The organism is Streptomyces durocortorensis, from assembly GCF_016901035.1.
In the GTDB taxonomy this organism is placed as follows: domain Bacteria; phylum Actinomycetota; class Actinomycetes; order Streptomycetales; family Streptomycetaceae; genus Streptomyces; species Streptomyces durocortorensis.
On record NZ_JAFEUF010000046.1, the window covers coordinates 11,183 to 37,763 of the forward strand.

Sequence of the window (26,581 nt, forward strand, 5' to 3'; positions counted from 1 at the left end):
AGCCCCCCCCCGCCCCCCCCCCCCCCCGGCCCGCGCCCCCCCCCCCCCCCCGGGGCGGTTCGTGGGGGTGGCGGGCGGAGCGGTTCGTGGGCGTGGGTGGCGGGCGTCAGCCCTGGTGTGCCTCGCGGTGCGCCTTTGCCAGCTCCACGTACCCGGCCGCGTTGAAGCGGATGCTCTCCAACTCCTCGGCGGTCAGCGGCCGCTTCACCTTCGCGGGCACCCCCGCGACGAGCGAGCCCGGCGGCACCTGCATCCCCTGCGGTACGAGAGCCTGCGCCGCGACCAGCGAACCCGCTCCGATGCGCGCGCCGTTGAGCACCGTGGCACCCATGCCCACCAGCACGTCGTCCTCGATCACACAGCCGTGCAGCACCGCGTTGTGGCCGACCGAGACCCGCGCGCCCACGGTGAGCGGGAAACCGGGGTCGGTGTGCACGCTGCAGTTGTCCTGGATGTTGCTGTCCGGGCCGAGCGTGATGGGACCGCAGTCGGCGCGCAGCACGGCCTGGTACCAGACGCTGGAGCCCGGGGCGAGCGTCACCTCACCGATCACCACGGAGGTCGGGGCCACGAACGCGTCCACGTCGATGTCCGGCTCCTTGCCGCCCATGCCCGTGATCAACGCCTGCTCCGCCATCGCCTGCTCCTTCGCGCCGGTGTGGTGCTCCTGGGCCCTCTCCACCGGATCAGGCCGACTCTCACGGTAGGCGACGGCCCCCGGCGAGTGCCGGGCAGTGGGGCGAACATCACAGGTCACCGCGCGGATCGCCGATCGCGCCGCCGACTACCGTGAGCGCGTGCCGAAGAACCGAAACACGTTCTCCTTCCTCGCCCGCTGGCCGCGCCGTGCCGCCTCCCGCGCGGTCCACCTCGGCTGGGCCTGGGCACAGCGGGCGGGCGCGGTCACCGCCGAGCACCCCGGGCGGCTGCGGTTCGGCGCGATCGGCGCGGGCACCCGGCTCGCCTTCCCGCAGGGGACCGTGTTCGGGGAGCCGTGGATCGAGCTGGGCGCGCACTGCATCATCGGCGAGCAGGTCACCCTCACCGCCGGGATGATGCCGGACCTGGACCTGGGGCCCGACCCGATCCTCACCCTGGGCGACGGCGTGGTGCTGGGCCGTGGCAGCCATGTGATCGCGGACACCACGGTGACCATCGGCCCGGACACGTACTGCGGCCCGTACGTCTACATCACCTCGACCAACCACAGCTACGACGACCCGCACGAGCCCGTGGGCAAGCAGTGGCCCCGGATGGAGCCGGTGGAGATCGGCCCCGGCTGCTGGATCGGCACCGGCGCGGTGGTCCTGCCCGGGGCCCGGCTCGGCCGGAACGTGGTGGTCGCGGCGGGTGCGGTCGTCCGGGGCGAGGTACCCGACCACGCGGTGGTCGCCGGGGCGCCCGCGCGCGTCGTGCGCAGCTGGCATCCGGAGAAGGGCTGGCAGCCGCCCCTGCGCACGCCCGCCCCCGTGCCGATCCCCAAGGGCGTCACGCCCGAGCAGTTGCTGGCCCTCGCGGAGCTGGACGAGGCGCACGAGACCTCGTAGTGCGGTGGTGGCGGTACAACCGGCTGGACGCGGCGGTGCACCGTACGGCAGTGCAATATCCTTGACCACGGCATCCGCCGTATGCGACTCATCCGTACAAGACCCACCGCTACGCGACTCCTCCGTACGCTGCTCAGCCACCGCACTCCGCCATCCACCGCAGGGACGGTCCGTGTCCGACCTCGACCAGCTCACCCAGTCGCTGGCCCGCAACCTCAAGCGCTGGCGGGGCGAGCGCGGCTTCACCCTCGACGCGCTGGCGGCCCGCGCCGGAGTCAGCCGCGGGATGATCATCCAGATCGAGCAGGCGCGGACGAACCCGAGCGTCGGAACCACGGTGAAGCTGGCCGACGCGCTCGGCGTCGCCATCACCACCCTCCTCGACCACGAGCAGGGCACCCAGGTCCGGCTGGTCCCGGAGAGCCGGGCCGTCCGCATGTGGTCCACCGAGGCGGGCAGCTCCACCACGCTGCTCGTCGGCGCCGAGGCCCGCGGCCCGCTCGAACTGTGGACCTGCCGGCTGATGCCCGGCGAGGGCACCACCTCCGACCCGCACCCCGAGGGCACCGTCGAGCTCCTCCACGTCACCGAGGGCGAACTGACCCTCCTCGTCGACGGCCTCACCCACCCCGTCCCCGCCGGGACCTCCGCCACCTTCGAGGCGCACGTGCCGCACGGCTACCGCAACGAGGGCGGCGAACCGACGGTCTTCACCATGGCCGTCGCCATCCCGCCCGTCCGCTGAGACGCCCTTCGCCGGGCCGTCTTCGCCGAGGTGCCCGCCCGCTGAGACGCCCGGACACCCCTGCCCCCGCCGCTGTTAGCGTGAGCGCCATGCGCGCTCCCATCGGCACCTTCGAGGACGCCGCTCCCGCCGCGGAACGGCTCGATCTGCTCCCCGCCCCCGTCGTCGAGGCGCTGACCGCCGGCTGGGGCGAGTTCACCGCCGAGCAGCTCGTCCACGTCGACAGCGACCCGGCCGTCGCCGACACCGCCGTCTTCGCCGAGCACCACGGCGTCGAACTGCTCGACACCTCGGCCAACTGCGTCGTCGTCGCGGGCAAGCGCGGCCAGGACGTCACCCTCGCCGCCTGCGTGGTGCTCTCCCGCACCCGGGTCGACGTCAACGGCGCGGTCCGCAAGCACCTCGGCGCCCGCAAGGCCTCGTTCGCCCCCATGGACACGGCGGTCGGCGAGAGCGGCATGGAGTACGGCGGGATCACTCCGATCGGCCTGCCCGCCGCCTGGCCCCTCCTGCTGGACCCCGCCGTCGTGGACGAGGAGTGGGTCCTGATCGGCAGCGGCAGCCGGCGCGGCAAGCTCATCGTCCCCGGCAAGGCGCTGGCCGCCCTCCCGGGCGCGGTCGTCGTCGAAGGCCTCGGCGTCTGAGCCGCCCCATCGAACGGCCGGGAGCATCCGACGCTCTGCCCGGGAGGCCCGCGTCAACTCCCGGCCGTCCTGTGCTCCGTGAGCCAGGCCGTGGCGAAGTCGACGGCGGGGCGCAGCCGGACGAGCCGGCACTGTGCCGCGCCCACGCGCCCCACCCGTACGTCACCCTCGGCGGCGGCCTCCTCGAACGCCGCGCCCAGGGCCGCGAAGTCCCCGTCGTCCAGGGCGACATCCTCGTACTCCCACCACCGGCGCACCCCACGTGACGCCACCACACAGCGGTAGCTGCGGCGCGGCGGTTCCGGCATCCGGTACTCGCCCAGGTGGAACGCCGTACACGTGGCGTAGTCGGTGCCGAGCAGCAGGATCCGGGCATCCGCCTCGTACAGCCGGGCCAGCGGCGAGTCCTCCCCGAGGTGGCAGTCGGGGCGGTGCCCGACGAGCAGGCGCCCCGCTCCCGGGCCGAGCGCGGCGAACGAGGTCTGCGGATGCGCGCTGCGTTCGCCCCCCGCCGCCGTCCGTACGGTCTCGGCCAGCGCGCCCATCGACGGCGCGGGCGTCAGCGCCGGGTCGTACGCCGGCATCGCGGCGCGCACGGCGTCCACGGCCCCGGCGTCCAGGTCCCGCACCCGCTCGCGGTAGTGCGGGGAGGTGTCGGAGTTCTCCGGGGTGAAGGCGGGGACCACCACGGTCCCCGTCGGCCCCACGGCCCGGCGCAGCGCGCCCAGCACCCCCCGCGCACCGCCCGCCACCGGTCCCAGCGACCGCAGCGAGGCGTGCACCAGGAGGACATCGCCGGGCCGTACGCCGAGGGCGCTCAGCGCGGCTGTTGCCACGGCCCTGTCGGTCACGTCAGGTACGTTTTTCACGGCGGGGATTCTGCCCACCTCGCAGTGCCCCGCACACGCGCCTCCCACACCCGGTCCGCTCAGGTACCCGGTCCGCTCAGGCGCGCCCGCCCAGCTGCGGGATCTCGATCGCGGGGCACCGGTCCATCACCATGTCCAGGCCCGCCGCGCGCGTCCGCTCGAAGGCTTCCCGGTCGACCACGCCGAGCTGGAACCACACCGCCTTCGCGCCGACCGCCACCGCCTCGTCCGCGACGGCGCCCGCCAGCTCGCTGTTGACGAAGACGTCCACCACGTCGACCGGGAAGGGGATGTCCGCGAGCGATGCGTACCCCTGTTCCCCGTGCACCGTCTCGGCCTTCGGGTGTACCGGCACCACCCGCTTGCCGAACCGCTGGAGGACCTCCGCCACGCCGAAGGCCGCCCGGGAGCGGTTGCCGGAGAGACCCACCACCGCCCAGGTGTCGCCCGAGTCCTGAAGAATCCGCCTGATCGTCGCGTCGTCCGCGTACGAGTCCGCTGCGCTGCTGCCGTCTGCGTTCATGCCGGGACAACCGGCGGACCCCACCTCGCCATTCCCGCCGGGGCCCGCCCTCGCGGCGGCACATAGGGTGGACGGATGCAGGAGCAGTACCGGACCGTCGCCCGCGAGGGAGTGCACGAGAGCGAGTTCAACCGATCCCGTTTCCTCTGCTCCCTCGCCCCCGCCGCCACCGAACAGGAGGCGCAGGACTTCGTCGCGCGCGTCCGCAAGGAGCATCCGACTGCCTCCCACAACTGCTTCGCGTACGTGATCGGCGCCGACGCCTCCGTACAGAAGGCGAGCGACGACGGCGAACCCGGAGGCACGGCGGGCGTCCCCATGCTCCAGATGCTGATGCGGCGGGAGGTGCGGTACGTCGCGGCGGTCGTCACCCGCTATTACGGCGGGGTCAAACTCGGCGCGGGCGGGCTGATCCGCGCGTACGGGGGAGTGGTCGGCGAAGCCCTCGACGCGCTCGGCACCCTCACCCGGCAGCGCTTCCGGCTGGCGACCGTCCGCGTCGACCACCAGCGGGCGGGCAAGCTGGAGAACGACCTGCGGGCCACCGGCCGGGACGTCCGCGAGGTGCGGTACGCCGAGGCCGTCACCATCGAGATCGGGCTGCCGGACGCCGAGGTCGAGGTGTTCACCGCCTGGCTGGCCGACGCGACCGCGGGGACCGCGACTCTGGAGCTGGGCGGCGAGGCCTACGGGGACGCGACCGCGTGAACCGCGTGAACCTCGTGAGGTGAGGGCAATCCCACGGGGCCCACGGGTGTGAGATTCATGATCGATGCGGGTTCGGCGGCCCGGCGGCGTTAGCGTGGTCGGTGCCGAGCGGGAACACGGGCCGCCGGTGCGCGGCCCACGGGGTGGAGGACGAGGACGATGCAGGCCAAGACCGGCGGAGTGATGGCGTGAGGCTCCTGCACACCTCGGACTGGCACCTGGGCCGGTCCTTCCACCGGGTCTCCCTGCTGGACGCCCAGGCCGCCTACCTCGACCACCTGGTGGCGACCGTCGAGGAGCGCGAGGTGGACGTTGTCCTCGTCGCGGGCGACGTCTACGACCGGGCCGTGCCGCCGCTCACCGCCGTCGAGCTGTTCGACCGCGCGCTGCACCGGCTCGCCGCCGCCGGCGTACCCACCGTCATGATCTCCGGCAACCACGACTCGGCCCGCCGGCTCGGCGTCGGCGCCGGGCTCTTCGAGCGCGCCGGGATCCATCTGCGGACCGACCCCGAGGGCTGCGCCACCCCCGTCGTGCTCGCCGACGACCACGGCGACGTGGCGTTCTACGGACTGCCCTACCTGGAACCGGCCCTGGTCAAGGACGTCCTGGGGGCGGGCAAGGCCGGTCACGAGGCGGTCCTCACCGCCGCCATGGACCGGGTCCGCGCCGACCTCGCCACCCGCCCCGCCGGAACCCGCTCGGTCGTCCTCGCGCACGCCTTCGTGGCGGGCGGGGAGCCCAGCGACAGCGAGCGCGACATCACCGTCGGCGGGGTCGCCGCCGTCCCCGCCGGGGTCTTCGAGGGCGTCGACTACGCGGCCCTCGGCCATCTCCACGGCTCCCAGCGGGTCACGGACCGGGTCCGCTACTCCGGCTCGCCGCTCGCCTACTCCTTCTCCGAGGCCGACCACCGCAAGACCATGTGGCTCATCGACCTCGACGCCGACGGGGGCATCGCCGCCGAGGAACGGATCGACTGCCCCGTGGAGCGGCCTCTCGCCCGGCTCCGGGGCCGCATCGACACGCTCCTGGAGGACCCCGCCCTGGACCGCCACGAGCACGCCTGGGTCGAGGCCACCCTCACCGACCCGGTACGCCCCGCCGACCCCATGGCCCGCCTCGCCCGGCGCTTCCCGCACACGCTCAGCCTCGTCTTCGACCCGGAGCGGCCTCCGGAGGACCCCCTGTCCTCCTACGCCCAGCGCCTCAAGGGCCGCGACGACCACCAGATCGCCGAGGACTTCGTCGCCCATGTGCGCGGCGGCAGCGGCCCGAGCGACCTCGAACGCACCGTGCTGCGCGCCGCGTTCGACGACGTACGGGTGGACGAGACCGTGCGCGAGGTGTCCCGGTGAGACTGCACCGCCTGAGCATCACCGCCTTCGGCCCGTTCGGCGCCACCCAGGAAGTCGACTTCGACGCCCTGTCCTCCGCCGGACTCTTCCTGCTCCACGGCCCCACCGGCGCGGGCAAGACGTCCGTCCTGGACGCCGTCTGCTTCGCCCTGTACGGGGCCGTCCCCGGTGCCCGGCAGAGCCCCGGGGCCTCCCTGCGCAGCGACCACGCACCCGTGGACCTGCCCACCGAGGTCCAGCTGGAGCTGACCGTCGGCGGCCGCCGCCTCGAAGTCACCCGCCGGCCGGCCCAGCCCCGCCCCAAGAAGCGGGGCGACGGCTTCACGGTGGAGAAGGCCCAGAGCACGCTGCGCGGTTACGACGCCGAGCGCGGCTGGCACGGCCTCAGCAAGTCGCACCAGGAGATCGGCGAGGAACTGTCCCAGCTCATCGGCATGAGCCGGGACCAGTTCTGCCAGGTGGTGCTGTTGCCGCAGGGCGACTTCGCCCGCTTCCTTCGGTCGGACGCCGAGGCCCGTGGCAAGCTGCTGGGCCGGCTCTTCGACACCCGCCGCTTCGCCGCCGTCGAGGAACGCCTCGCCGAACTGCGCCGGGGTGCCGAGGCCAAGGTCACCGCCGCCGACGAGCGGATCCTCGCCCTCGCCCAGCGCACCGCCCAGGCGGCCGGGCCCGCCGGGGCCGAGGCCACCCCGATCGCCGCCCGGCCCGGCGAACCCGGCCTCGCCGAAGCGGTGTTGGAGTGGGCAGCCGTCGCCCGGTCCACGGCCCGCGAACGGCTGGACATCGCCCACCGCGTCGTCGCGTGGGCCGAGGGCCGGCACCGCGAGGCCCGCCACGCCGTGGACGCCGTACGCGAACTGGCCCGCCTCCAGCAGCGGTACGAGGAGACCCGCCGACGCTCCGTGGTGCTGGAGGATCGGCGACCCGAACACGACCGCTGTCAGCAGGAGTTGGAGCGCGCCCGGAAGGCGGACCGGGTCGCCCCGGCGCTGGAGCTGCGCGAGGAGGCGGAGCGCGCGTACCGGGCCGCGAGCAACGGTCTCGACCGGGCCCGGGCGCTGCTGTCCCCGGAGCTGCGCGACGCAAGCCCCGACCAACTGGCGCAGCTGGAGCGGAGGTTCCAGCAGGAGCTGTACGCACTCGACGCGGCGCGGGGGGCCGAGGAGCGCAGCGCGCGGATCGACGAGGAACGTGTCAGGCTGAACCGGGAGGCCCAGGCCGACGACGAGCTGATCCGCGACGCGGACGCCTGGCTCGCCGACTGGGACACCACCCGTACGGCCCTCAAGGAGCGCATCGACGCCTCGCAGGAGGCCGCCACCCGGGCCGAGCAGCTCGCCGGACTCCTCGCCCCGGCCCGCCGCCGCCTGGACGCGGCGCGCCGCCGTGACGCGCTCGCCACCGACGTACAGCAAGCGGAGGAGCGGTTCACCGCCGCGCGCGAACAGGAGCTGGACACCCGGAAGTCCTGGCTCGACCTGCGGGAACGCCGACTGCGGGGCATCGCGGCCGAGCTGGCCGCAGGGCTCGTCGCGGGCGAGCCCTGCACGGTCTGCGGCTCGGCCGAACATCCGGACCCGGCCAGCCCCGGCGACGGTCATGTCGACCGGGCCACGGAGGAGCGGGCCCTCGCCGTCCAGCGGTCCGCCGAGGAAGCCCGCGCCCGAGCGGAGCAGCAGCTCGGACTCGTACGCGAACGGCACGCGACGGCGGAGACGGAAGCCCGTGGGGACGACACCTCAGCATCCCCCGCCGTGGCCGAACTCTGCTCGCTCGTCGACCGGTTGGCCGACGAGCACGCCGAGGCCCACCGGCTCGCGGCCGCGACGAACCCGGCACGTGAGGCACTCACCGCCGCCGAGCGCGAGCACGCCGAGCGGCTGCAGCAGCGGCAGGAGGCCCACGGCAGGACGTCTGCCCGTACCGCCGCGCGCGAGGCTCTCGATGGCGAACAGGCACGCCTGGAGGAGCAGATCGCCGCCGCCCGGGGCGAGTCGGCGTCCGTCGTGGAGCGCGCGGACCGGCTGACCCGCCGCGTGGCGCGCCTCGCCGACGCCGCCGAAGCCGTACGCGCCGAACAGGACGCGGCCCGGCAGCGCAAGGAGGCCGACGACCGGCTCTCCGACGCGGCGTTCCGGGTCGGCTTCGACACCCCGGAGGCCGCCGCCGCGACGCTCCTCGACGCCGCGGCGCAACGCGACCTCCAGCACCGTATCGACGCCTGGCAGGCCGAGGCCGCCGCCGTGGCCGACCGCCGCGCCGAACGCGAAGCCCGCGAGGCCGCCGAGCGGCCGCCTGCCGAACCGGCTTCCGCGCAGGGCGAGTTCGAGACGGCGGAATGGCTGCTGCGCGAGGCGTCGTCCGCGCTCGCCGCCGCCGAGGAGCGCTGCGGGGAGCTGACCCGGCTCTCCCGGCAGACCGCCGACGAGATCCGGCGGCTGGGCCCGGTGCGCCAGGAGTACGAGCGGATCGCCCGGCTCGCGGGTCTGGCGGCGGGCACCTCCGCCGACAATGAGCGCAAGATGCGCCTGGAGGCGTACGTCCTGGCCGCCCGCCTCGAACAGGTGGCGGCCGCCGCCACCGCACGGCTGCAACGGATGTCCTCCGGCCGCTACACGCTGGTCCACTCCGACGCCCGCACCGGCGGCCGCCGCGCCGGACTCGGGCTGCACGTGGTCGACGCCTGGACCGGCAGCGAACGCGACACCGCGACCCTGTCCGGCGGGGAGACGTTCTTCGCCTCGCTGGCCCTCGCGCTGGGCCTGGCCGACGTCGTGACCGAGGAGGCCGGCGGCGTACGCCTCGACACCCTCTTCATCGACGAGGGGTTCGGCAGCCTGGACGACCAGACGCTGGACGAGGTGCTCGACGTCCTGGACTCCCTGCGGGAGCGGGACCGCAGCGTGGGCATCGTCAGCCATGTGGCCGACCTGCGCCGCCGGATCCCGGTCCGGCTCGAAGTGGTGAAGGAGCGGCAGGGCTCGTCCGTCCGGCACCGCCTCCCGTGAGCCGGGCCCCCTCCGGGCGGGTCAGCGGCCGATCGCGCGGCGGGGGAGCGGCGAGGAGTACACGACGTTCGTGGTGACGGAGCCCAGCGCGCCGATCCGCCCGGTGGTCTCCTCCAGATGCTTCATCGAACGGGCCGTGACCTTGAGGACGAAGCAGTCGTCGCCGGTGACGTGGTGGGCCTCGATGATCTCCGGCGTGGTCTCCAGCAGATCGTGGAAGGGCTTGTAGTTCCCGTTCGGGTAGCGCAGGCGCACCAGGGCGAGGATGGGCAGCCCGAGCCGCTCGGCGTCGACCACCGCCGCGTACCCGCTGATCACCCCCAGCTCCTCCAGGCGCCGCACCCGCTCCGTCACCGCGCTCGGGGACATGGCGACGGCACGGGCGAGTTCGGCGAAGGTGGCGCGGCCGTCGCGCTGGAGGACGTCGAGGATGCGCCAGTCGGTGGCGTCCGGGGAATAGTCGGTCACCTCCCCGAGACAACAAGGAAATCCCCGGCGAATCAAGGGGAGTGGCGGGGAATCCTACTTTCCGGACCTGTTCCACCGCCATAGATTCATGGTCATGAACTCCCGCACACCGGCCACGGCCGACCACCCCGTCCTGCGCGTCCCGCCCGCCTCTCCCGCCGCGGCGGCCGCCTACTTCGGCGCATCGCTCGCCTTCCACGCGGATGTCTCCGACGTCGCCGCCGCGCTCGCCGCCGACGGCGACCCCGGGTTCGTCGTCCTGGACAGCCGCTCCACCGCCTCCTGGGACCAGGGGCACATCCCCGGGGCGGTCCACCTGCCCACCGCCCTGATCCCCGAGCAGGCGGCGGCGCTGCTGGACCCGGCCGTCCCGGTGGTCACGTACTGCTGGGGGCCGGGCTGCAACGGCTCGACCCGCGCGGCCCTGGGCCTCGCCCAACTGGGTTACCAGGTCAAGGAGATGCTCGGCGGTTTTGAATACTGGGCGCGCGAAGGGTTCGCCTACGAGACCTGGGAGGGCGGCGCGCGGCGCGCGGCCGATCCGCTGACCGCTCCGGTCGACGCGGCCGACTGCGGCTGCTGAGCCCAGGCGGACGAGGTCGACGAGGTCAACGCCTCCCGGCGGTGGCGAGCGCGGCGAACAGGTCCCCGGCATCCGCCCCGGCGGGCAGCCCGCTGACCTGGCCGTCGCCGACCTCCACCACCCGCCACACCCCGTCTTCGCGCAACGCCAGGTCGGTGGTGATCCAGCGCAGCCCGAGTCGGCCCACCGCCGCCCGCAGGGAAGGGAGTTCGGGGACCGGTTGTCGGTCGGGAGTGTCCGGGTGGGCGGTGACGAGCGCCGCCTCCCCGTCCACCCACCACACCCGCGCCTCGCCGCCCGCGACGAACGGCTCGAAGGACCGCAGCACCAGGCCGCCCGCGAGGAAGGGGCCTTGCAGCTCCACGAACCGGTCGACCACGGCGGCCAGCTGCTTGCGGTCCGCCAGCTCCGGCACGTAACAGGCCTCGTGCCACTCGTGCTTGCGGGACTTCACGAAGTCCTTCACGATGCCGGGCCCCGGCCCCAGCGGCTCCGCGAGCCCGGCCAGCTCGTCGACGGAGGGCGGCGAAGCACCCGGGGCCGTGGCGCACCAGACGCTGCGCGGGGTCAGCCCGTCGAACTCCTCGTACCAGCCGGGGAGTTCATGGGCGCGCCGGTAGCCGACGGCGTCGGTGAGCAAGGTGCAGCCCCGGACGCCGAGGGCCGCCTCCAGCTCCGCGTACCGGGCGGACGGGATCATCCAGCCGCGGTACCAGTACGGTCCGGAGTCCCGGGCGACCCGGGCCACCGCCCCGGCCGCGTCCCCCGTGAGCAGCGCGTCATGGTCGAGCAGCGCGATCCGCCCGCCGGCCGCACGCGCTGCCGCGAGCTCGCCGGCGAACTCCGGATCGGGCCGCGACGACCTCAACGGGTCGGCGCAGAAAAGGAATCCGTTGCGCTCGCTCATGACAGGCTGCCTCATCTCCACCGGCGGGGGCTCCGGACCGTACGTGCCACCTACCGGATCAGAGCCGCGACAGCTCGTCCACCAGATCGTCCAGGCCCAGCGACCCCTGCGAGAGCGCCGCCATGTGCCAGGCCTTCAGGTCGAACGCGTCGCCGTGCGCGGCGCGCGCGTTCTCCCGGCCGAGCAACCAGGCGCGCTCGCCCAGCTTGTAGCCGATGGCCTGGCCTGGCATCGACAGATAGCGGGTCAGCTCGCTCTCCACGAAGTCGGCGGGGCGGCCGCTGTGCTTGCCGAAGAACTCCTGCGCCAGATCGGGGGTCCAGCGCTCGCCCGGGTGGAAGGGGGAGTCCGCCGGGATCTCCAGCTCCAGGTGCATGCCGATGTCGACGATGACCCGGCAGGCGCGCATCATCTGGGCGTCCAGGTAGCCGAGCCGCCGTTCCGGGTCGGGCAGGAAGCCCAGCTCGTCCATCAGCCGCTCCGCGTACAGCGCCCAGCCCTCGGCGTTCGCGCTGACCATGCCGACCGAGGCCTGGTAGCGGGAGAGGGTGTCGGCGACGTGCGTCCACTGCGCGAGCTGCAGATGGTGGCCGGGAACGCCCTCGTGGTACCAGGTGGAGACCAGGTCGTACACCGGGAAACGGGTCTCGCCCATGGTGGGCAGCCAGGTGCGCCCGGGGCGGGAGAAGTCCTCGGAGGGGCTGGTGTAGTACGGCGCGGCGGCCCCGCCGGGCGGAGCGATCCGGGACTCCACCTTCCGTACCCGCTCGGCCAGGTCGAAGTGCGTGCCGTCCAGCGCCTCGATCGCCTCGTCCATCAGGCCCTGCAGCCACTCGCGGACCTCGTCGACACCCTCGATGTGCTTGCCGTGCACGTCGAGGTGGGCGAGCGCCTCCCAGGGCCCGGACCCGGGCAGCACCTTCTCGGCCTCGGTCTTCATCTCCCCGAGCAGCCGGTGGTATTCCGACCAGCCGTACGCGTACGCCTCGTCGAGATCCAGGTCGGTGCCGTTGTACAGCCGCGACCAGCGGGCGTAGCGCTCCCGGCCGACCGGGTCCGATGCTCCCTCGATACCGGGGGCGTACACGTCGCGCACCCAGTCCCGCAGCGCGAGCACCGACGCCGTCGCCAGCCGGGCGGCCTCGTCCAGCTCCGCCCGCAGGGATGCGGGACCGGGGGCCACGAACTCCGCGAAGAACCCCTCGCCCTCGCCCTCCCCGCCCCACTGCGTGAGCTGGCCGACGAACGTGGCGGTCGCCCGGGGACCGCCGTACAGCTTGCGCTCCAGACCGAGCGCGAGCGAGGCGCGGTACCCCTCGTACGCGGCGGGCACCGCGCGCAGCCGCTCCACGACCGCCGCCCAGTCCTCGTCCGTCGCGGTCGGCGTGAGGGTGAAGACCTCGGTGATGCTGTGGGCGGGTGACGACAGGTTGGAGACGGCCCGCAGGCCCTCCTCGGCCTCGTGCACAGCGAGTTCCGCCGTCAGGCGCTCCCGCAGGAGCCGTCCGCAGCGCCGCTCGGCATCACTGTCCGCACCGGGCAGTCGCTCGGCGGCGTCCAGCTTCCGCAGCGTCGCGCGGATGAGGTCGGCGGACACCTCCTGGCCGGCCGGTGAGAAGTCGGGCAGTCGGCGCGAGCTTTCGGGCACACCCAGGAAGGTGCCCGTGATGGGGTCGAGTTCGATGAGTGCGTCGACGTAGGCGTCGGCGACCTGACGGGGCAGCGCGCTGCTCGAAGTGTCTGACATGCGGACATCCTCGTACGGCGGCGGCCCTTCCGTCATCACCGGGGTCCGCCCGGTGTCCGAACCCGGCCGGTCAGCTTGCGGCGGGCGGCAGCAGCGGACCGCACTCCCACTGCTGGAAGATCAGCCGGGTGTCCACCCGGGCCACCTCCCGGCGTGAGGTGAACTCGTCCAGGACCAGCCGTTGCAGATCCGCCGCGTCGGCCACCGCCACCTGCACCAGGTAGTCGTCGGGCCCGGTGAGATGGAACAGCGCACGCGACTCCGGCAGCGACCTGATCCGGTCGACGAACGGGCCGATCAACTCCCGGCGGTGCGGCCTGACCTGGACCAGCAGGAGAGCCTGGAGCCCTCGGCCGAGCTTCGCCGGGTCGAGGCGCAGCTGGTCCCCGAGGATCACCCCGCTGCGGCGCAGCCGGGCCACCCGGTCCAGACAGGTCGAAGCGGCCACGCCGACCTCGGCCGCCAGCTCGCGGTACGTGGTCCGCGCATCGTTCTGCAGCAGCCGCAGAATCTGCAGATCCACCGGATCCAGAGCGACGGAATCGGACATGTGGCGAACGTAGCACGGGCTCTGGTCGCTACGAGCCGGTAACTGTTCAGAGTGACGGCATGGACAACGAAGTCTCGATGACGCCCCCTGCTCCCACCCCGTCCAGGGCTCTCGCCACCGAAGCCGTGCACGCCGGACGCGACGACCTCGCCTCCCTCGGTGTCCACGCCCCGCCGATCGACCTGTCCACCACCTACCCCTCCTACGACTCGCGCGACGAGGCGATGCGCATCGACGCCTTCGCCACCACGGGCTCCCTCCCCGACGGGCCGCCCGTGTACGCACGCCTCGACAACCCCACCACGGGCCGCTTCGAGACGGCGCTCGCCCGGCTGGAGGGGACCGACAGCGCGGTGGCCTTCGCCAGCGGGATGGCCGCGCTCACCGCGGTCCTGCTCGCCCGTGCGAGTCAGGGGCTGCGCCATGTCGTCGCGGTCCGCCCGCTCTACGGGTGCAGCGACCATCTGCTCGGCGCCGGGCTGCTCGGCACCGAGGTGACCTGGACCGACCCGGCGGGCATCGCCGACGCCATCCGCCCGGACACCGGCCTGGTGATGGTCGAGACGCCGGCAAACCCGACCCTGGCCGAGGTCGACATCCGGGCCGTCGCCCATGCCTGCGGAACCGTCCCGCTGCTGGTCGACAACACCTTCGCCACCCCGGTCCTCCAGCGCCCCGTCGAACAGGGCGCCCGCATCGTCCTGCACAGCGCCACCAAGTACCTCGGCGGACACGGGGACGTCATGGGCGGCGTCGTCGCCTGCGACGAGGAGTTCGCCGCGACCCTGCGCCAGGTCCGGTTCGCCACCGGCGGAGTGCTGCACCCGCTGGCCGGCTATCTGCTGCTGCGCGGCCTGTCCACGCTGCCGGTACGCGTCCGGGCGGCGTCGGCGAGCGCCGCCGAACTCGTCCGCAGGCTCACCGCCGACCCCCGGATCGCCCGGGTGCACTATCCGCGGATCGGCGGCGCGATGATCTCCTTCGAGGTGTACGGGGATCCGCACCGGGTGATCTCCGGGGTGCGTCTCATCACGCCCGCCGTCAGTCTCGGCAGCGTGGACTCGCTGATCCAGCACCCGGCCTCCATCAGCCACCGCATCGTGGAGGAGGGAGACCGGCGGGCGGCCGGGGTCGGCGACCGGCTGCTGCGGATGTCGGTCGGCCTGGAGGACGTCGAGGACCTGTGGGCGGATCTGTGTCAGGCCCTCAGCGACGGGCCCGTTCCGTCGGCGCGGACGGCCGAGCGGTCCCTTCAGCGGACGGCCGAGCGGCCCCTTCAGTCGTCAGCCGGGCGGTGATGACGAGCGTGCCCTCCTCGATCTGGTAGTCGAGGGGCAGCTCCAGCGCGCGCATCGCCGCCACCATGCCGGTGTTGCGGGACTGCGTCACCGCGTACACGCTGTCGCAGCCCGCTTCCTCGGCCAGCGCCACCAGGCGGCGGAGCAGCTCGGAGCCGATGCCCCGGCGCTGCCAGTCGTCCTCGACGAGGAGGGCGACCTCGGTCTCGTCGCCGTCCCAGAGGAGGTGGCCCAGCGCCACCAGCTTGCCCGAGGCCGTCTGCACCGCCAGGGTGCGGCCGAAACGAGGGCTCAGCAGATGGTCCAGGTAGCGGTCGGCGTCCGCGACGGGACCGTGGTAGCGCAGGCCGAGGGTGTCCTGCGAGCAGCGGTCGTGCATGGCGCGGGCGGCGGCCAGATCGGAGCGGTCCGCGCGGCGCACGGTGATCTCGTTGCCCTCGGGCAGGGTGAGGACGTCCTCGCTGCGCGGCACGCGCGGACCGAGCCGGGCGTCCAGCTCGACCAGGGCGCGCGCCCGCGCGAACTCGGTCGGTGTGAACGGCAGATAGGGCCGCTCGACGGAGATCACGCCGCCGGACGGATCCCGCAGCCGCATCACCGTCTCCTCCAGGACGCCCTCGACCGGGGCGCTCTGCCCGGTCGCGCGGCCCGTGACGGAGACGGCGGGCAGCGAGTGGATGGTGCACCGGCCGAGCAGCTGGCGCAGGGCGAGGGGCAGCTCGGCCGCGTCCAGTGCCGTCCGGGTGGCCAGCGACAGCACCCGGGTCGGGGTGTCCACCAGGTCGTGGGCGTCCGCCCGCTCGATCCAGGTGGAGGCGCCGCCCGCGGCCGCGATCTTCCGGGACAGCTCCTGCGCCTGGAGCGAGGCCGGGGCCCGCAGCAGGAACTCGTCGACGGTGCCCTCGGCGAGCGGGTGCGTCTGCAGGGTGAGGATGTCGACGCGGAGCCCGGCGAGCGCCGTGCACAGCGCGGCCAGACTGCCCGGGGCGTCGAGCACCGTCGTCCGCATCCGCCACAGCGTGGTCCCGGTCTCCTCGGCGCCGGCGATCGGGCCCGCACCGCTGCTTCCGGCCCTGTCCGCCGCCGCGCCACCGGCCCCGACCGGCCCGGCGCTCGCCTCATCGGGCGGGGGAGCGTGGCTGTGGCGTCGGGCCCACCAGGTGTGGAACGCGGCCGTGGCCACCAGGGCCACCGCCGACGCCATGAGCAGGTAGGGCCCGTCCGGCTGGTGTCCGATCAGGTTGGCGATCGCGTCGGCCACGGCCACGGCGGTGAACAGGGCGGCCAGCTCGATCAGGTCCCGCCGCCAGTGGTGCGGACGGCGGGCGCTCTTCGCGGAGGTCACATCAGTCATATCCTCACTGTGAACGACCGGTGTTGCCTGATCACGAACGCCTTGTGACTGATGGGTTACGTGTTGATCTGGTCGCCTATCATCGTTTTTCGGTCAGATTCCGGGCTCGGCCCTTCGTGTCGCTTCCGCTCCGGACCGCTGCCGCTCACTGGCCGACGCGGCCCGGCCGGAGCACCTTGGTGAACAGCACCGACCCGCCCTCCGCCCGCAGACGCACCGTCAGCTCCGCACTGTCGCCGTCGATCTCCACCTCGCCGAAATACTGCGGCGACTCCATCGGCGAGACGTTCGCCCGGTCGGGGGCCCGTACGAAGACCCGGTCGGGGCCGAAGGTGCCGTCCAGCGCGTTGGCCGGGAATCCGCCCGCCGCCAGCGGGCCCGAGACGAACTCCCAGAACGGGGCGAAATCCTTGAACGCCGCCCGCTCCGGCTCGTAGTGCTGGGCCGAGGTGTAGTGAACATCGGCCGTCAGCCACACCGTGCCCATGATCCTGTGGTGCTTGATGAACCGCAGCAGTTCGGCGATCTGGAGCTCCCGCCCGAGCGGGGCCCCGGGGTCACCCTGCGCCACGGCCTCGAAGTCCGTCGCACCGTCCGGGACCACCAGGCCGAGCGGCATGTCGGCGGCGATCACCTTCCACTCCGCCCGGGAGGCGGCGAGCGAGCGCTTCAGCCACCGCAACTGCTCGGCGCCGAGGATGCCCGTCGTGTCGTCGGCCTGCCGATTGGGGGAGTTGGCGTTGCGGTACGACCGCATGTCGAGCACGAACACGTCGAGCAGCGGCCCGTGGTGGACGACCCGGTACATGCGCGACGGGCGTCCGGAACCGTGCGCGGGCGCGAGCGGGGTGTACTCGTGGAAGGCCCGCACGGAGCGCGCCGCGAGGATGTCCACGTTCTTCTCGGTGTAGCGGGCGTCGTCGAGGATCTGGCCGGGATACCAGTTGTTGCGCACCTCGTGGTCGTCCCACTGCACGACGGACGGCACCTGCGCGTTGAAGCGGCGGACGTTGCGGTCGAGCAGGTTGTAGCGGAAGTTCCCCCGGTACTCGTCCAGCGTCTCGGCGACCTTCGCCTTCTCCTCGGTCATCACATTGCGCCAGATCCGGCCGTCCGGCAGCGTCACGCTCGCCTCCAGCGGGCCGTCCGCGTAGACGCTGTCCCCGCTGCACAGGAAGAAGTCCGGGTCCAGGCGGCGCATCTCCTCGTACACCCGGTAGCCGCCGATGTCCGGATTGATGCCCCAGCCCTGCCCCGCGATATCGCCCGACCACAGGAACCGCACCCCGGACCTGCGCCGGGCCGGAGCGGTGCGGAACATCCCGTACACCGGTTTTCCGGTACGGCGCGGATCGCCCGGATCGGCGAGCGTCACGCGGTAGTGCACCTGCTCGCCCGGCGGCAGCCCGTACAGCGGCGTGGTGCCGGTGAAGTCCGTTCCGGGGCCGATCGACGGGCCGTACCACCTGCGCACCCGGCGGAACGACTCGGTGGCCGAGGTCTCCACCAGCATCCGGGCCGGCCGGTCCGAGCGCACCCACAGCAGCGCCGACGAGGAGGTGACGCCGCCCACCTGCGCACCCCAGGACGCTTCGGGCCGCCCCGCCAGGTGCAGCGCGGGCGCCGCCGACGCGGTGCCGGGCGAGAGGGCGAGGGCCGCCGGGGCGATCAGCGAACCGCGCAGGACGGCCCGGCGGCCGGGCGAGGGAACACGGGGAGGGTGCGGGCGGTGGGACATCGAAGCGCCTCCAGGGAGGTCGGCGGGCGGTGCGCCGTCCGCGAGAAGATCACGGACCGGCGCCGGTCTCCGCCCCATACCTAGTGCCCTGCGGCGGCCGGAGCCCCAACCCCGGGTGAACAGCGCCCACCCGCCGGCCCTCCCGGCCGTCGTGCCCGTCCGGCCGGTCAGCGGCGCCCGGACCCGCCGGAACGCCACGCCTCCGCCAGTGCCGCGACCCCTCGGGCGATGTCGCCCGGGGCGAGATGGGCGTAACCCAGGACGAGGGGCACGCTTCCGTCCTCGGAGCCGGCCGTTCCGCAGTCGCGCAGCGGCCGCAGCGCGATGCCCGCCCCGGCCGCCCGCTCCAGGAGGGCGTCCTCGGGGCCGTACCGCGCGGGCAGCCGGGCGATGATGTGCAGGCCCGCCGCGATGCCGCTGACCGTCGTGCCGGGGAAGTGCTCGTCGAGCGCGGCCACCATCGCGTCCCGGCGTTCCCGGTAGGCCCGCTGACAGCGCCGCAACTGCCGGTCGTAGCCGCCGCGCACGACGAAGTCGGCCAGTACGGCCTGGTCGAGCACCGGGTTGCCCAGATCCATGGTCCGCTTGCGGGCGACGATCCGCTCGGTGAGCGCGGCGGGGGCGATCAGCCAGCCGAGCCGCAGACCGGGGGCCAGCGACTTGCTCACCGAGCCGGTGTACACGACCCGTTCGGGATCCAGCCCCTGCAAGGCGCCCACCGGTTCCCGGTCGTAACGGAAGTCCCCGTCGTAGTCGTCCTCCATGATCACGGCGTCCGTGTCCCGCGCCCAGCCGAGCAGCTCGCCGCGGCGCTGCGCGGAGTATCCGATTCCAGTGGGGAACTGGTGCGCGGGCGTGGTCACCACCGCGCGTACGCCGGAGCGCACCAGGGGCGCGAGGGCGAGGCCGTCGTCGTCGAGAGGCAGCGGGACCGTGCCCAGACCGGTCGCCGCGAACAGCGACGCGTGTTCCGGACTGCCCGGATCCTCCACCCCGACCGAGGTCACGCCCGCGTCCCGGAGCACGAAGCCGAGCAGGGTCGTCGCCTGGGCCACCCCCGAGCAGACCACCAGCCGCTCCGGATCGGCCACCACGCCCCGGCGCCGGGCGAGCAGTCCGGCCAGGGCCTCGCGCAGCTCCGGCAGCCCGCGCGGATCGGGGTAGCCCAGCGCGCTGTGCGGCAGCCGTCCCCACACCGCCCGCTGGGCGGCACTCCACGCGCCGCGCGGAAAGAGGGACAGGTCGGGGGTGCCGGGCCGGAAGTCCACCCGCGCGCCCGCCGCGCCCGCCGCGCGCGGCGCACGATCGCGTACGGGGCGCTCCGCCGCGCGTACGCCCTCGCTCACCCAGGTGCCCGCGCCCCGCCCGCTGCGCAGATAGCTCTCCGCGGTCAGCTGCTCGTACGCCTCGGTGACCAGCCCGCGCGACACCCCCAGATCGGCCGCGAGTTCACGGCTGGACGGCAGCCTCGTGCCGCCCGCGAGACGGCCGGAGCGCACCGCCTCCCGGAGCGCGGACCGCAGTGCGCGCCCCCGCCCACGCGCCGGCGCGGCAGCGGCCGGCAGCAGCAACTCCCAGGCCGGGGAGAGGGATTCCGTCGACGGACGATGGGGTCCGGCCCCCGAACTGGTCCTTGAGCCGGCCTCTGACCCGGCCCCCGAATTGGTCCCCGAAGACATCATGGAAGTGGACCTTAAACCGGTCCGTCGCCGACCTTAGCGTCGGCCCCATGAACGCAACCTCTCTGCGCGGGGCCCTCCTCGCGGCCCTCGCGTGTGTGCTGGTGGGGGCATCCTTCACGGCCAACAGCGTCCTCGGCGACTACCCGTACGCAGGGGGCCAGGCCCTCCGCTACGGTCTCGCCGCCCTGCTGCTCGTCCCGTTCCTGCGACGCGACCCCGACTCCGCGACGGCCCGACTCCGGAATCTCGCCCGCCGCCAGTGGGGGCGGATCGCGCTGCTCGCCGCCGTGGGCATGGTCGGGTTCAACCTGGCGGTCCTGGCGGCCGAACAGTCGGCGGAACCGGCCGTTCCGGGCGTCTTCGTGGGCTGTGCGCCGATCGTGGTCGGCGTGCTCGTCCCGCTGCTGGACGGCCGTCGTCCCGCCCGCGTCACGCTGTACGCGGCCGGACTCGTCGCCGTGGGCGCGTTCACCGTGCAGGGCTGGGGGCGTACCGACCTGGCGGGCGTGCTGTTCTCGGTGGGCGCGCTCGTGGGCGAGGTCGGCTTCGCGGTCCTGGCCGTCCCCGTGCTGCGGCCGCTGGGCCCGAAACTCCTCGCCGCGACGGTCTGCGGCGTCGCCGCCGTCGAGTCGGCGCTGCTCGGTCTGCTGCTGGACGGCGGCTCGTTCCTGCGCGCCCCGACGACCGGCGAGGCGACGGCCCTGCTGTGGCAGGCCGTCGTCGTCACCGTGATCGGATTCGTCTGCTGGTACAGCGGGATGCAGCGCATCGGCGCCGAACGCGCCACGCTCTTCTCCGGCCTGATCCCGGTCTCCGCCGCTCTGACCGCACCCCTGGTCGGAGCAGGGACGTACGGTCTCGCGCAGGGAGCGGGAAGCCTCCTGGTCGGCGCCGGTGTGGCGTACGGCTCCGGCGTCCTCGGGCGGCGCGGACCCTCCGGGGGGGGGGGGCCCCCCCCCCCCCCCCCCGGCTCACCCGGCTCACGTACTCACGGAGACCGCGCCGAGGACCGCGCCGGTAGTCCCGCCGAGCCTGTTGCGGTTGGACTCACTGCGGGGGGCCTGGCGCTGGTGCTGTCGTTCTCGATCGGTTTCGGCGGCTTCATGTTCGTGATCGCGGTGGCGCTCCAGCAGGGGCTGGGCCTGGCGGCGGCCGGACTCTCGCTGGCTCCGATGGCCCTGGCCTTCTTCTGCGCCTCGTCGGCGGGCCCCCGCCTGTTACGCCGGCACGGCACCCGGGTCGTCACGGCGGGTGGACTGATCCAGGCGGTGGGCATCGTCGTGCTGGCGCTGACCGCGCACTACGCGTGGCAGGGCCTGGGGTTGTGGGGCCTTCTGCCGGGAGTGGCGATCGCGGGCCTCGGCCAGGGCCTCCAACTCCCCGTGCTGTTCCGGATCATGCTCTCCGACGTACCGCGGAGAGGGCGGGGGTGGGCGGCGGTGTGATGACGACGCAGGCGGCACTGGCCCTCGGGGTGGTCAAGCTGAGCACCGGAGAACACCAGTGTCTGTCCGCACCTCCCCCGCCACATGGTGCCGCCACGGGATCGTCAATAATCGAACCTTGTGCGAGTCTCGTATCCGTGATCGCGACCCTCAGTGGGGGGACATGTCTTTCGAAAAGGAATGGGCTGGTCTCAAAGCAGACGCCACAGCCCGGATGCAGCTCAATCAGGCGCCGACATACGACCCCAACGCGTCACCGACCGGCGCGGATCTCGTCGTCCACGACGACGAGCTGGGAAAGATCGGCCACTTCGCCTTCCGACTGCACAACAACCTGCAGGCCGACGGCACGCACGCCCGGGCCACGACCGAGTCAGCAGGCGCCAGCATGACTTCGGACGGGTTCGATATGGGCAAGGCTCTCACTTCCGCAGCCAAGGCATGGGCAAAGCAGGTCGGGACGCTGCTCGACGCCTGCGCGCATATTTCCAATCATCTCGATTACACGAAGGCGTCGACGAAGAAGGACGACGAGTGGATCGCCGCCCAGGTCGGCGTGTCCAAGATCTCCGCGTACTTCGACGTACCCGACAAGAACGCGGCGCCTTCGGTACCGAGACCGCAAGGCCCGATCATCTGACCCGCCCCTCCCTTCCCGTTCCATATCCACTCAGACGAGGTGCCCGGTGCTGGTGTTCCAGCAGCTCCTGAATCTCAAGACAAAACCACTCGACTCGGCGATCGACGACTGGGTCGCCATGACGAAGAAGCTCAAGGAATTGGCCAAGGACGCCGGAGATATGAGCGCCTATGCGAAGGGGACGGCCTGGAAGGGTCAGAACGCCGGCGTCACCAAGCCGTTCGTCACGAGGACGGCGGGGGAGTTCCAGGACGCGGTGACCCAGGCCGAGAGCATCACCAACCTGCTCAAGGATGCTTACCACGAGTTGGCCAAGGCCAAGGCCGAACTCGTGGAGATCTACGAGAACCCGCCTTACGGCCTCAAGATCGACCCGTACGGGGTCGTCGTCCATCTGGAGGTCTCCGGCCCCGGCCAGGGCGACGCCGAAGCGCTCATCACCCGCATGGAGGCCGTACTCCAACGAGCGGCCGACGCGGACGCCCGCTGTGCCGGGGGGCTGGCGGCCCTTACCAAGGACCCGCACCAGTTCAGCTCAGTGCACTACGACTCCTTGAAGGACGCGAAGACGCTCAAGGAGCAGGCGGCGCAGACGAAACTGGATGTAGCCGAGTACGTGCGGCCCGAGAAGTGGGGCAGCGGCACCATCAAGCCGGTCGCCGAATTCCTCAGCTACCGCTCCTGGATCGGCGGCGGCGAGGCGGCCCTGCGCGGAGACTACAACGGTGCGGCTCAGGGCCTCATCGGCGGCTCACCCGCCTACGCTGCCGGCCAGGCGAGCAAGTACCTCGAAAAGGGTTCGATCCTGAGCGACGTCAACGGAAAACACCACCGCCCCGGGGTCGTGAACACGGTCGGCAAGTTCGGGGGGAAAATATTCGGCGCGCCCGTCTCGATCGTGGCGACGATGGTCGACTACGGCTACACCCCCTCGGACCAGAAACCGGGTGACAGTCGTGTGGAAGCGCCGCCTGCACCAGGAAAGGTGAGATACCGATGAAGCACCCCGGGAGCAGGCCGCCCACGGGCCGCCGACGCCGCGTAGGCCCCCCGCCGCCCCGCCGTCGGAGCCCGATCAGGTGGCACGCACAACCCCAGAGTTCGCAAGGGTTCGTCCTTGGTGGGATCATGTCCGTCTGTGGACTCATCGGCGGGGTGCGCGCCCTGCTGGATGGGACCGAGGCGCGGACGACCCTCGGCCTCCTCGGCATCGGGGCTCTGGGGCTCGCCATCACCGTCTCAGGGGTCCTGGCGTACTTCCAGAAGCGCTGAGATCGTCACGCGTCGTCCGGTCCGGCATGGATGGTGGAAGCCCGTCGCAGGCGTTCCGGTTCCGGACGGATGTACGCATGTCGAGAGTCGGACCCGGCTCCGTCCCAGGGACAGCAGCAGCCGTTCCCCGGACTGCGCGACCGTAACCGCGAAGGAGCACCCGTGACCGTTCAGCGCATGGACAACGTGGCCATCGTCGTCGACGACCTGGAGGCCGCTGTCGCCTTCTTCCTCGAACTGGGTCTGGAGCTGGAGGGCGAAGCGGTGGTCGAGGGCGTCGTGGCGGACCAAATGACCGGCCTCGACGGGGTCCGCAGCGCCATCGCGATGATGCGCACCCCGGACGGCCACGGAAAGCTGGAGCTGACGAAGTTCCTCGCCCCGGTGGCGGTCACCGCCGGACCGGACGCCCCGCCGCCCAACACGCTGGGCCTGCACCGGGTCATGTTCGCCGTCGACGACATCGACGACACGGTCGCCCGGCTGCGCCGCCACGGTGGCGAACTCCTCGGCGGGATCGCACAGTACGAGAACGCCTACCGGCTCTGCGACCTCCGCGGCCCGTCAGGGATCATCGTCGCCCTGGCCGAACGGATCGGCTAGGACTGTCCGGCCGATCATCAAGTGCGTACTCTTGGCTGGTGATTGATCACGGTATTGCTCTGCCTCACTACCGTCTCCATGTCGTGCCTGCGGTCGTGGCGCTGGCTAGTCCGACATGGCAGCGAGAGGTGTGGCTTGATCCGGATCAGTTCGAGAACCTGGACTACACCGTGCACGTGCTCTTCGACGACTTCTGCGATGCGAGCAGTCCTCTGCCCTGGCTTGGGCAGTGCCTTCGCAGCGCGGAGGAAGTCGAGCTGATGGCGCGTCTTGGTGCGGCCTACAGCACGGTCCAGGACTCGGTCGGCACCACCGCCCGCGACGAGGTCTATCTGGCCGCACCAGGCTGGTCTGCCGTAGTCGCCGCAGCAGCCCGGTTGGCCCAAGTGCTGGTGTCCAATGACCACTCGGCGTTGAGCAAGCTGCATGACGCCGGCTATCGCTGGCCGCTCGCCACCGAGCCGGTTACGTCGGGAACGGAAGGCCGGCACGTTGACTCATGACCGCAACCAGATGACCAGGGCCGCAGCGGTCACAGTTCCGAGGAAGACGTAGCCGCGCTTGTCCTACCGGGTCGCGACGGCCCGGGAGTTCTTCGAGCCCGCCCCCGCACCGCCCCGCCCCGCCCCGCCGCCCTCCGGAAGCCGCGTCGGAGGCGTACGGGAACAGGGCAAAGCCCCACCGCCGGGCGCGGTGGGGCTCAGGCCGTCCGTCACCTTCAGGCGAAAATGAAGCCGAGGACCATTCCGCCGACCAGTCCGACGGCGCTGACCACGATGGCGACCGTGGCGAGCCGCTCATGCCGGGCGGCCTTGGCGATGATGGCCATGATCAGGCCACCCAGGGCGAAGACGATCGGCAGGAAGATGAGCCCGATCACGCCCAGGACGATCGCGATGATGCTGAAGACGTTGCTGTCGGCCCCTCCCCGCGGCGCGCCGTGATGCTGCTGCCCGGGCGGCTGGTTGCTGTACTGCGCAGCCATCTGTCGCTCCTTCGGGACGGTCGCTCCGAGATCCGGTCTCGAAGCGGACCGGCCTATCGGTCGGATGCCCCGAAGTCCCTTGCCTACACGGCCATTTGCTCTCCGGAGGGCGAAGCAGCGCACGGAGTGGTGCGCTACCGGCGGGCGCGGGAACAGAATGGGCGCATGCTCGATTACGACGACGAGGCCCGGGAATACGACGCGACCCGAGGCGGCGAACCGAGGGCCCGGGCCGCGGCGGACGCGGTGGAGTCGCTTCTGCCGCACGGGCCGTGCACGGTCCTGGACCTTGCCTGCGGCACGGGCATCGTGACCGAACGGCTGCTGCGTCCGGAACGTACGGTCGTGGGCGTCGACCGCTCGCCCGGGATGCTGAGTCTCGCGGAACGGCGGCTGCCGGGAGGCGTCGTACGGGGCGACGGCACCAGGCTGCCCTTCGCGTCGGAGTCGGTGGACGCCGTCGTGATCGTCTGGCTGCTTCATCTGTTGGAGGACGCCGTACCGGTGCTGGGCGAGGCGGCACGGGTGCTGCGGCCCGGCGGGGTGCTGATCACCACCGTCGACAAGAACGAGGCGCTCTTCGCCGTGGACAGCGACATCGCCGAGGTCATGGCGGACCTGCGACGTCAGTACGCGCCCCCGGCATCGGACCGATCGAACCGGGTGCTCCGCCGGGCGGCGCGGTACGGGCTGGAGCCGTCCGGCCGGACGCGTTTCCCCGGCACCGGGCAGGGCCGCAGCCCGCGCGGCTGGCGCGAGGCGATCGAGGCTGGCCGGATCCCCTGGGCCACGCACGCGCCCGGGGACCAGGTGGCGGACGTGTGCCGGCGGCTCGCCGCGCTGCCGGACCAGGACACGCGCCGCCCGGACCCTGTGTACGGCCTCGTCGCCCTGCGGGCGTGACCCCGGGGCGGGCCGCGAGGGGCCGACGTGTCAGGGCCGCGAAGGGCCGACATGTCAGAAGACGGACAGCCCCGTGAGCGTGGTGAACCGGTCGAGGGCCGCCACGCCCGCCACCGAGTTGCCGCGCCGGTCGAGGCCCGGGCTCCAGACGCACAGGGTGCACTCGCCGGGCACGATCGCGATGATGCCCCCGCCGACGCCGCTCTTGCCCGGCAGCCCCACCCGGTAGGCGAACTCCCCGGCCGCGTCGTACGTCCCGCAGGTCAGCATGACCGCGTTGACCTGCTTCGCCTGGCTGCGGGTCAGCAGCGCGGAACCGTCGGCCCGGACGCCGTGCCGGGCCAGAAACCCTGCGGAGAGGGCCAGGTCCGCGCAGGACGCCTCGATCGAGCACTGGCGGAAGTAGGCGGTGAGCAGTTCGGGGACCGGGAGCGTGATGTTGCCGTAGGAGGCCATGAAGTGGGCCAGTGCGGCGTTGCGGTCACCGAAGGCCGCTTCGGAGGCGGCGACCTCCGGTACGAAGTCGATGGCGTCGTTGCCGCTCTCCGTACGCAGCAGCTCCCGCACCTGCCCGGCGGCGTCCCCGGTCAGCGCCTGCAGCCGGTCCGTGACCACGAGGGCGCCGGCGTTGATGAACGGGTTGCGGGGGATGCCGTTCTCGTACTCCAGCTGCACCAGGGAGTTGAAGGGGTTGCCCGACGGCTCGCGGCCCACGCCCCGCCATATCTGCTCGCCGTCCAGGGAGAGCGCCAGCGCCAGGGCGAAGACCTTGGAGATGGACTGCGTCGAGAACGGCTGCCGCCAGTCGCCGACCCCGTAGACGGTCCCGTCCGGCTCCGCGACGGCCATGCCGAAGCGCCGCGGGTCGACGCCCGCGAGCATCGGGATGTAGTCGGCGGCGGCGCCGTGGTCGTCGCGGGCGGCCATCTCCTCGGCTATGCGGCCGATGACGGCGCTGAAGCGGTGCGCGTCGGGGCGCGGGGCGGCGCTGCTCGACCGGGGGG

27 protein-coding genes are annotated in these 26,581 nt (G+C 72.7%); 15 read left to right on the plus strand and 12 right to left on the minus strand.

The annotated features are described in order from the left end of the window. Positions 1–106: 106 nt before the first annotated feature. Entirely contained in the window at positions 107–637 is a 531-nt protein-coding gene (locus tag JS521_RS12240) for a gamma carbonic anhydrase family protein (protein ID WP_205082835.1), read from the minus strand. A gap of 160 nt (positions 638–797) precedes the next feature. Here JS521_RS12240 and JS521_RS12245 point away from each other — a divergent pair, with 160 nt between their 5' ends. The 3 genes from JS521_RS12245 (at position 798) to JS521_RS12255 (ending at position 2,936) form a co-directional block, all read left to right on the plus strand. Then, the gene (locus tag JS521_RS12245; RefSeq protein ID WP_205082803.1) at positions 798–1,547 is read left to right on the plus strand and encodes an acyltransferase; all 750 of its coding nucleotides are present in this window, start codon (positions 798–800) and stop codon (positions 1,545–1,547) included. 172 nt (positions 1,548–1,719) lie between these two features. Beyond that, the gene (locus tag JS521_RS12250; protein ID WP_205082805.1) at positions 1,720–2,292 is read left to right on the plus strand and encodes a helix-turn-helix domain-containing protein; all 573 of its coding nucleotides are present in this window, start codon (positions 1,720–1,722) and stop codon (positions 2,290–2,292) included. An 89-nt stretch (positions 2,293–2,381) separates the two neighbouring features. Beyond that, entirely contained in the window at positions 2,382–2,936 is a 555-nt protein-coding gene (locus JS521_RS12255; RefSeq protein WP_205082807.1) for a YbaK/EbsC family protein, read from the plus strand. A gap of 53 nt (positions 2,937–2,989) precedes the next feature. On the opposite strand, the gene JS521_RS12260 is transcribed toward JS521_RS12255, so the two are convergent. Together JS521_RS12260 and JS521_RS12265 are read right to left on the minus strand one after the other, a co-directional pair. Continuing rightward, complete coding sequence (locus JS521_RS12260; RefSeq protein WP_205082808.1) at positions 2,990–3,805, minus strand: AAC(3) family N-acetyltransferase; 816 nt, start codon at positions 3,803–3,805, stop codon at positions 2,990–2,992. 76 nt (positions 3,806–3,881) lie between these two features. Continuing rightward, a complete protein-coding gene (locus JS521_RS12265) occupies positions 3,882–4,328 on the minus strand; it encodes a CoA-binding protein (protein ID WP_205082810.1) in 447 nt (148 codons plus the stop codon). A 75-nt stretch (positions 4,329–4,403) separates the two neighbouring features. On the opposite strand from JS521_RS12265, the gene JS521_RS12270 reads away from it, so the two are divergent. The 3 genes from JS521_RS12270 to JS521_RS12280 all read left to right on the plus strand — a co-directional run bounded on the left by JS521_RS12270 (position 4,404) and on the right by JS521_RS12280 (position 9,402). Then, positions 4,404–5,036 (plus strand): YigZ family protein, encoded by a 633-nt coding sequence (locus JS521_RS12270; protein ID WP_205082811.1) that lies wholly within the window; start codon positions 4,404–4,406, stop codon positions 5,034–5,036. A 188-nt stretch (positions 5,037–5,224) separates the two neighbouring features. Further along, positions 5,225–6,394: an exonuclease SbcCD subunit D gene (locus JS521_RS12275; protein WP_205082813.1), complete on the plus strand. Its 1,170-nt coding sequence runs from the start codon at positions 5,225–5,227 to the stop codon at positions 6,392–6,394. Then, on the plus strand, positions 6,391–9,402 hold the full coding sequence (locus JS521_RS12280) for an AAA family ATPase (RefSeq protein WP_205082814.1): 3,012 nt from the start codon (positions 6,391–6,393) through the stop codon (positions 9,400–9,402). The genes JS521_RS12275 and JS521_RS12280 overlap by 4 nt, the downstream gene beginning before the upstream one ends. Before the next feature lie 21 nt (positions 9,403–9,423). Here the strand turns inward: JS521_RS12280 and JS521_RS12285 are convergent, their stop codons facing one another. Continuing rightward, complete coding sequence (locus tag JS521_RS12285) at positions 9,424–9,870, minus strand: Lrp/AsnC family transcriptional regulator (RefSeq protein WP_205082816.1); 447 nt, start codon at positions 9,868–9,870, stop codon at positions 9,424–9,426. An 88-nt stretch (positions 9,871–9,958) separates the two neighbouring features. On the opposite strand from JS521_RS12285, the gene JS521_RS12290 reads away from it, so the two are divergent. Beyond that, complete coding sequence (locus JS521_RS12290) at positions 9,959–10,453, plus strand: rhodanese-like domain-containing protein (RefSeq protein WP_205082817.1); 495 nt, start codon at positions 9,959–9,961, stop codon at positions 10,451–10,453. Between the two features lie 25 nt (positions 10,454–10,478). On the opposite strand, the gene JS521_RS12295 is transcribed toward JS521_RS12290, so the two are convergent. The 3 genes from JS521_RS12295 to JS521_RS12305 form a co-directional block, all read right to left on the minus strand. Next, positions 10,479–11,360: an ATP-grasp domain-containing protein gene (locus JS521_RS12295; protein WP_205082819.1), complete on the minus strand. Its 882-nt coding sequence runs from the start codon at positions 11,358–11,360 to the stop codon at positions 10,479–10,481. A 58-nt stretch (positions 11,361–11,418) separates the two neighbouring features. Beyond that, positions 11,419–13,107, minus strand: coding sequence for a DUF885 domain-containing protein (locus JS521_RS12300; RefSeq protein WP_205082821.1), 1,689 nt, complete (start codon positions 13,105–13,107; stop codon positions 11,419–11,421). A gap of 70 nt (positions 13,108–13,177) precedes the next feature. Then, on the minus strand, positions 13,178–13,657 hold the full coding sequence (locus JS521_RS12305) for an Lrp/AsnC family transcriptional regulator (protein WP_205082822.1): 480 nt from the start codon (positions 13,655–13,657) through the stop codon (positions 13,178–13,180). A gap of 59 nt (positions 13,658–13,716) precedes the next feature. Here JS521_RS12305 and JS521_RS12310 point away from each other — a divergent pair, with 59 nt between their 5' ends. Further along, entirely contained in the window at positions 13,717–14,955 is a 1,239-nt protein-coding gene (locus JS521_RS12310) for a trans-sulfuration enzyme family protein (protein WP_205082824.1), read from the plus strand. Here JS521_RS12310 and JS521_RS12315 read toward each other — a convergent pair. The 3 genes from JS521_RS12315 to pdxR form a co-directional block, all read right to left on the minus strand. Next, positions 14,864–16,300, minus strand: coding sequence for a GNAT family N-acetyltransferase (locus JS521_RS12315; protein ID WP_205082837.1), 1,437 nt, complete (start codon positions 16,298–16,300; stop codon positions 14,864–14,866). The genes JS521_RS12310 and JS521_RS12315 overlap by 92 nt on opposite strands. Positions 16,301–16,454: 154 nt before the next feature. Further along, the gene (locus tag JS521_RS12320) at positions 16,455–18,047 is read right to left on the minus strand and encodes an alkaline phosphatase D family protein (RefSeq protein WP_205082826.1); all 1,593 of its coding nucleotides are present in this window, start codon (positions 18,045–18,047) and stop codon (positions 16,455–16,457) included. A 167-nt stretch (positions 18,048–18,214) separates the two neighbouring features. Beyond that, positions 18,215–19,618, minus strand: a complete 1,404-nt coding sequence (gene pdxR / locus JS521_RS12325; protein WP_205082827.1) for a MocR-like pyridoxine biosynthesis transcription factor PdxR — start codon at positions 19,616–19,618, stop codon at positions 18,215–18,217. Between the two features lie 158 nt (positions 19,619–19,776). Here pdxR and JS521_RS36610 point away from each other — a divergent pair, with 158 nt between their 5' ends. The 6 genes from JS521_RS36610 to JS521_RS12360 all read left to right on the plus strand — a co-directional run bounded on the left by JS521_RS36610 (position 19,777) and on the right by JS521_RS12360 (position 24,192). Further along, a complete protein-coding gene (locus tag JS521_RS36610; protein ID WP_239487158.1) occupies positions 19,777–21,174 on the plus strand; it encodes an EamA family transporter in 1,398 nt (465 codons plus the stop codon). 163 nt (positions 21,175–21,337) lie between these two features. Then, on the plus strand, positions 21,338–21,814 hold the full coding sequence (locus JS521_RS12340; RefSeq protein WP_205082838.1) for a hypothetical protein: 477 nt from the start codon (positions 21,338–21,340) through the stop codon (positions 21,812–21,814). Between the two features lie 52 nt (positions 21,815–21,866). Then, the gene (locus JS521_RS12345; protein WP_205082829.1) at positions 21,867–22,814 is read left to right on the plus strand and encodes a hypothetical protein; all 948 of its coding nucleotides are present in this window, start codon (positions 21,867–21,869) and stop codon (positions 22,812–22,814) included. Positions 22,815–22,942: 128 nt separating this feature from the next. Next, positions 22,943–23,086, plus strand: coding sequence for a hypothetical protein (locus JS521_RS36615; RefSeq protein ID WP_239487159.1), 144 nt, complete (start codon positions 22,943–22,945; stop codon positions 23,084–23,086). Between the two features lie 177 nt (positions 23,087–23,263). Further along, positions 23,264–23,689, plus strand: coding sequence for a VOC family protein (locus tag JS521_RS12355; RefSeq protein WP_205082840.1), 426 nt, complete (start codon positions 23,264–23,266; stop codon positions 23,687–23,689). Between the two features lie 38 nt (positions 23,690–23,727). Further along, positions 23,728–24,192, plus strand: a complete 465-nt coding sequence (locus JS521_RS12360; RefSeq protein WP_307847856.1) for an SCO4402 family protein — start codon at positions 23,728–23,730, stop codon at positions 24,190–24,192. Between the two features lie 215 nt (positions 24,193–24,407). Here JS521_RS12360 and JS521_RS12365 read toward each other — a convergent pair whose 3' ends face one another. Continuing rightward, entirely contained in the window at positions 24,408–24,674 is a 267-nt protein-coding gene (locus tag JS521_RS12365; protein WP_205082832.1) for a hypothetical protein, read from the minus strand. 165 nt (positions 24,675–24,839) lie between these two features. Here JS521_RS12365 and JS521_RS12370 point away from each other — a divergent pair, with 165 nt between their 5' ends. Further along, on the plus strand, positions 24,840–25,577 hold the full coding sequence (locus JS521_RS12370) for a class I SAM-dependent methyltransferase (RefSeq protein ID WP_205082834.1): 738 nt from the start codon (positions 24,840–24,842) through the stop codon (positions 25,575–25,577). A 54-nt stretch (positions 25,578–25,631) separates the two neighbouring features. On the opposite strand, the gene JS521_RS12375 is transcribed toward JS521_RS12370, so the two are convergent. After that, positions 25,632–26,581 (minus strand): glutaminase (locus JS521_RS12375; RefSeq protein ID WP_239487160.1); only part of this gene is annotated, 950 nt, incomplete at its 5' end.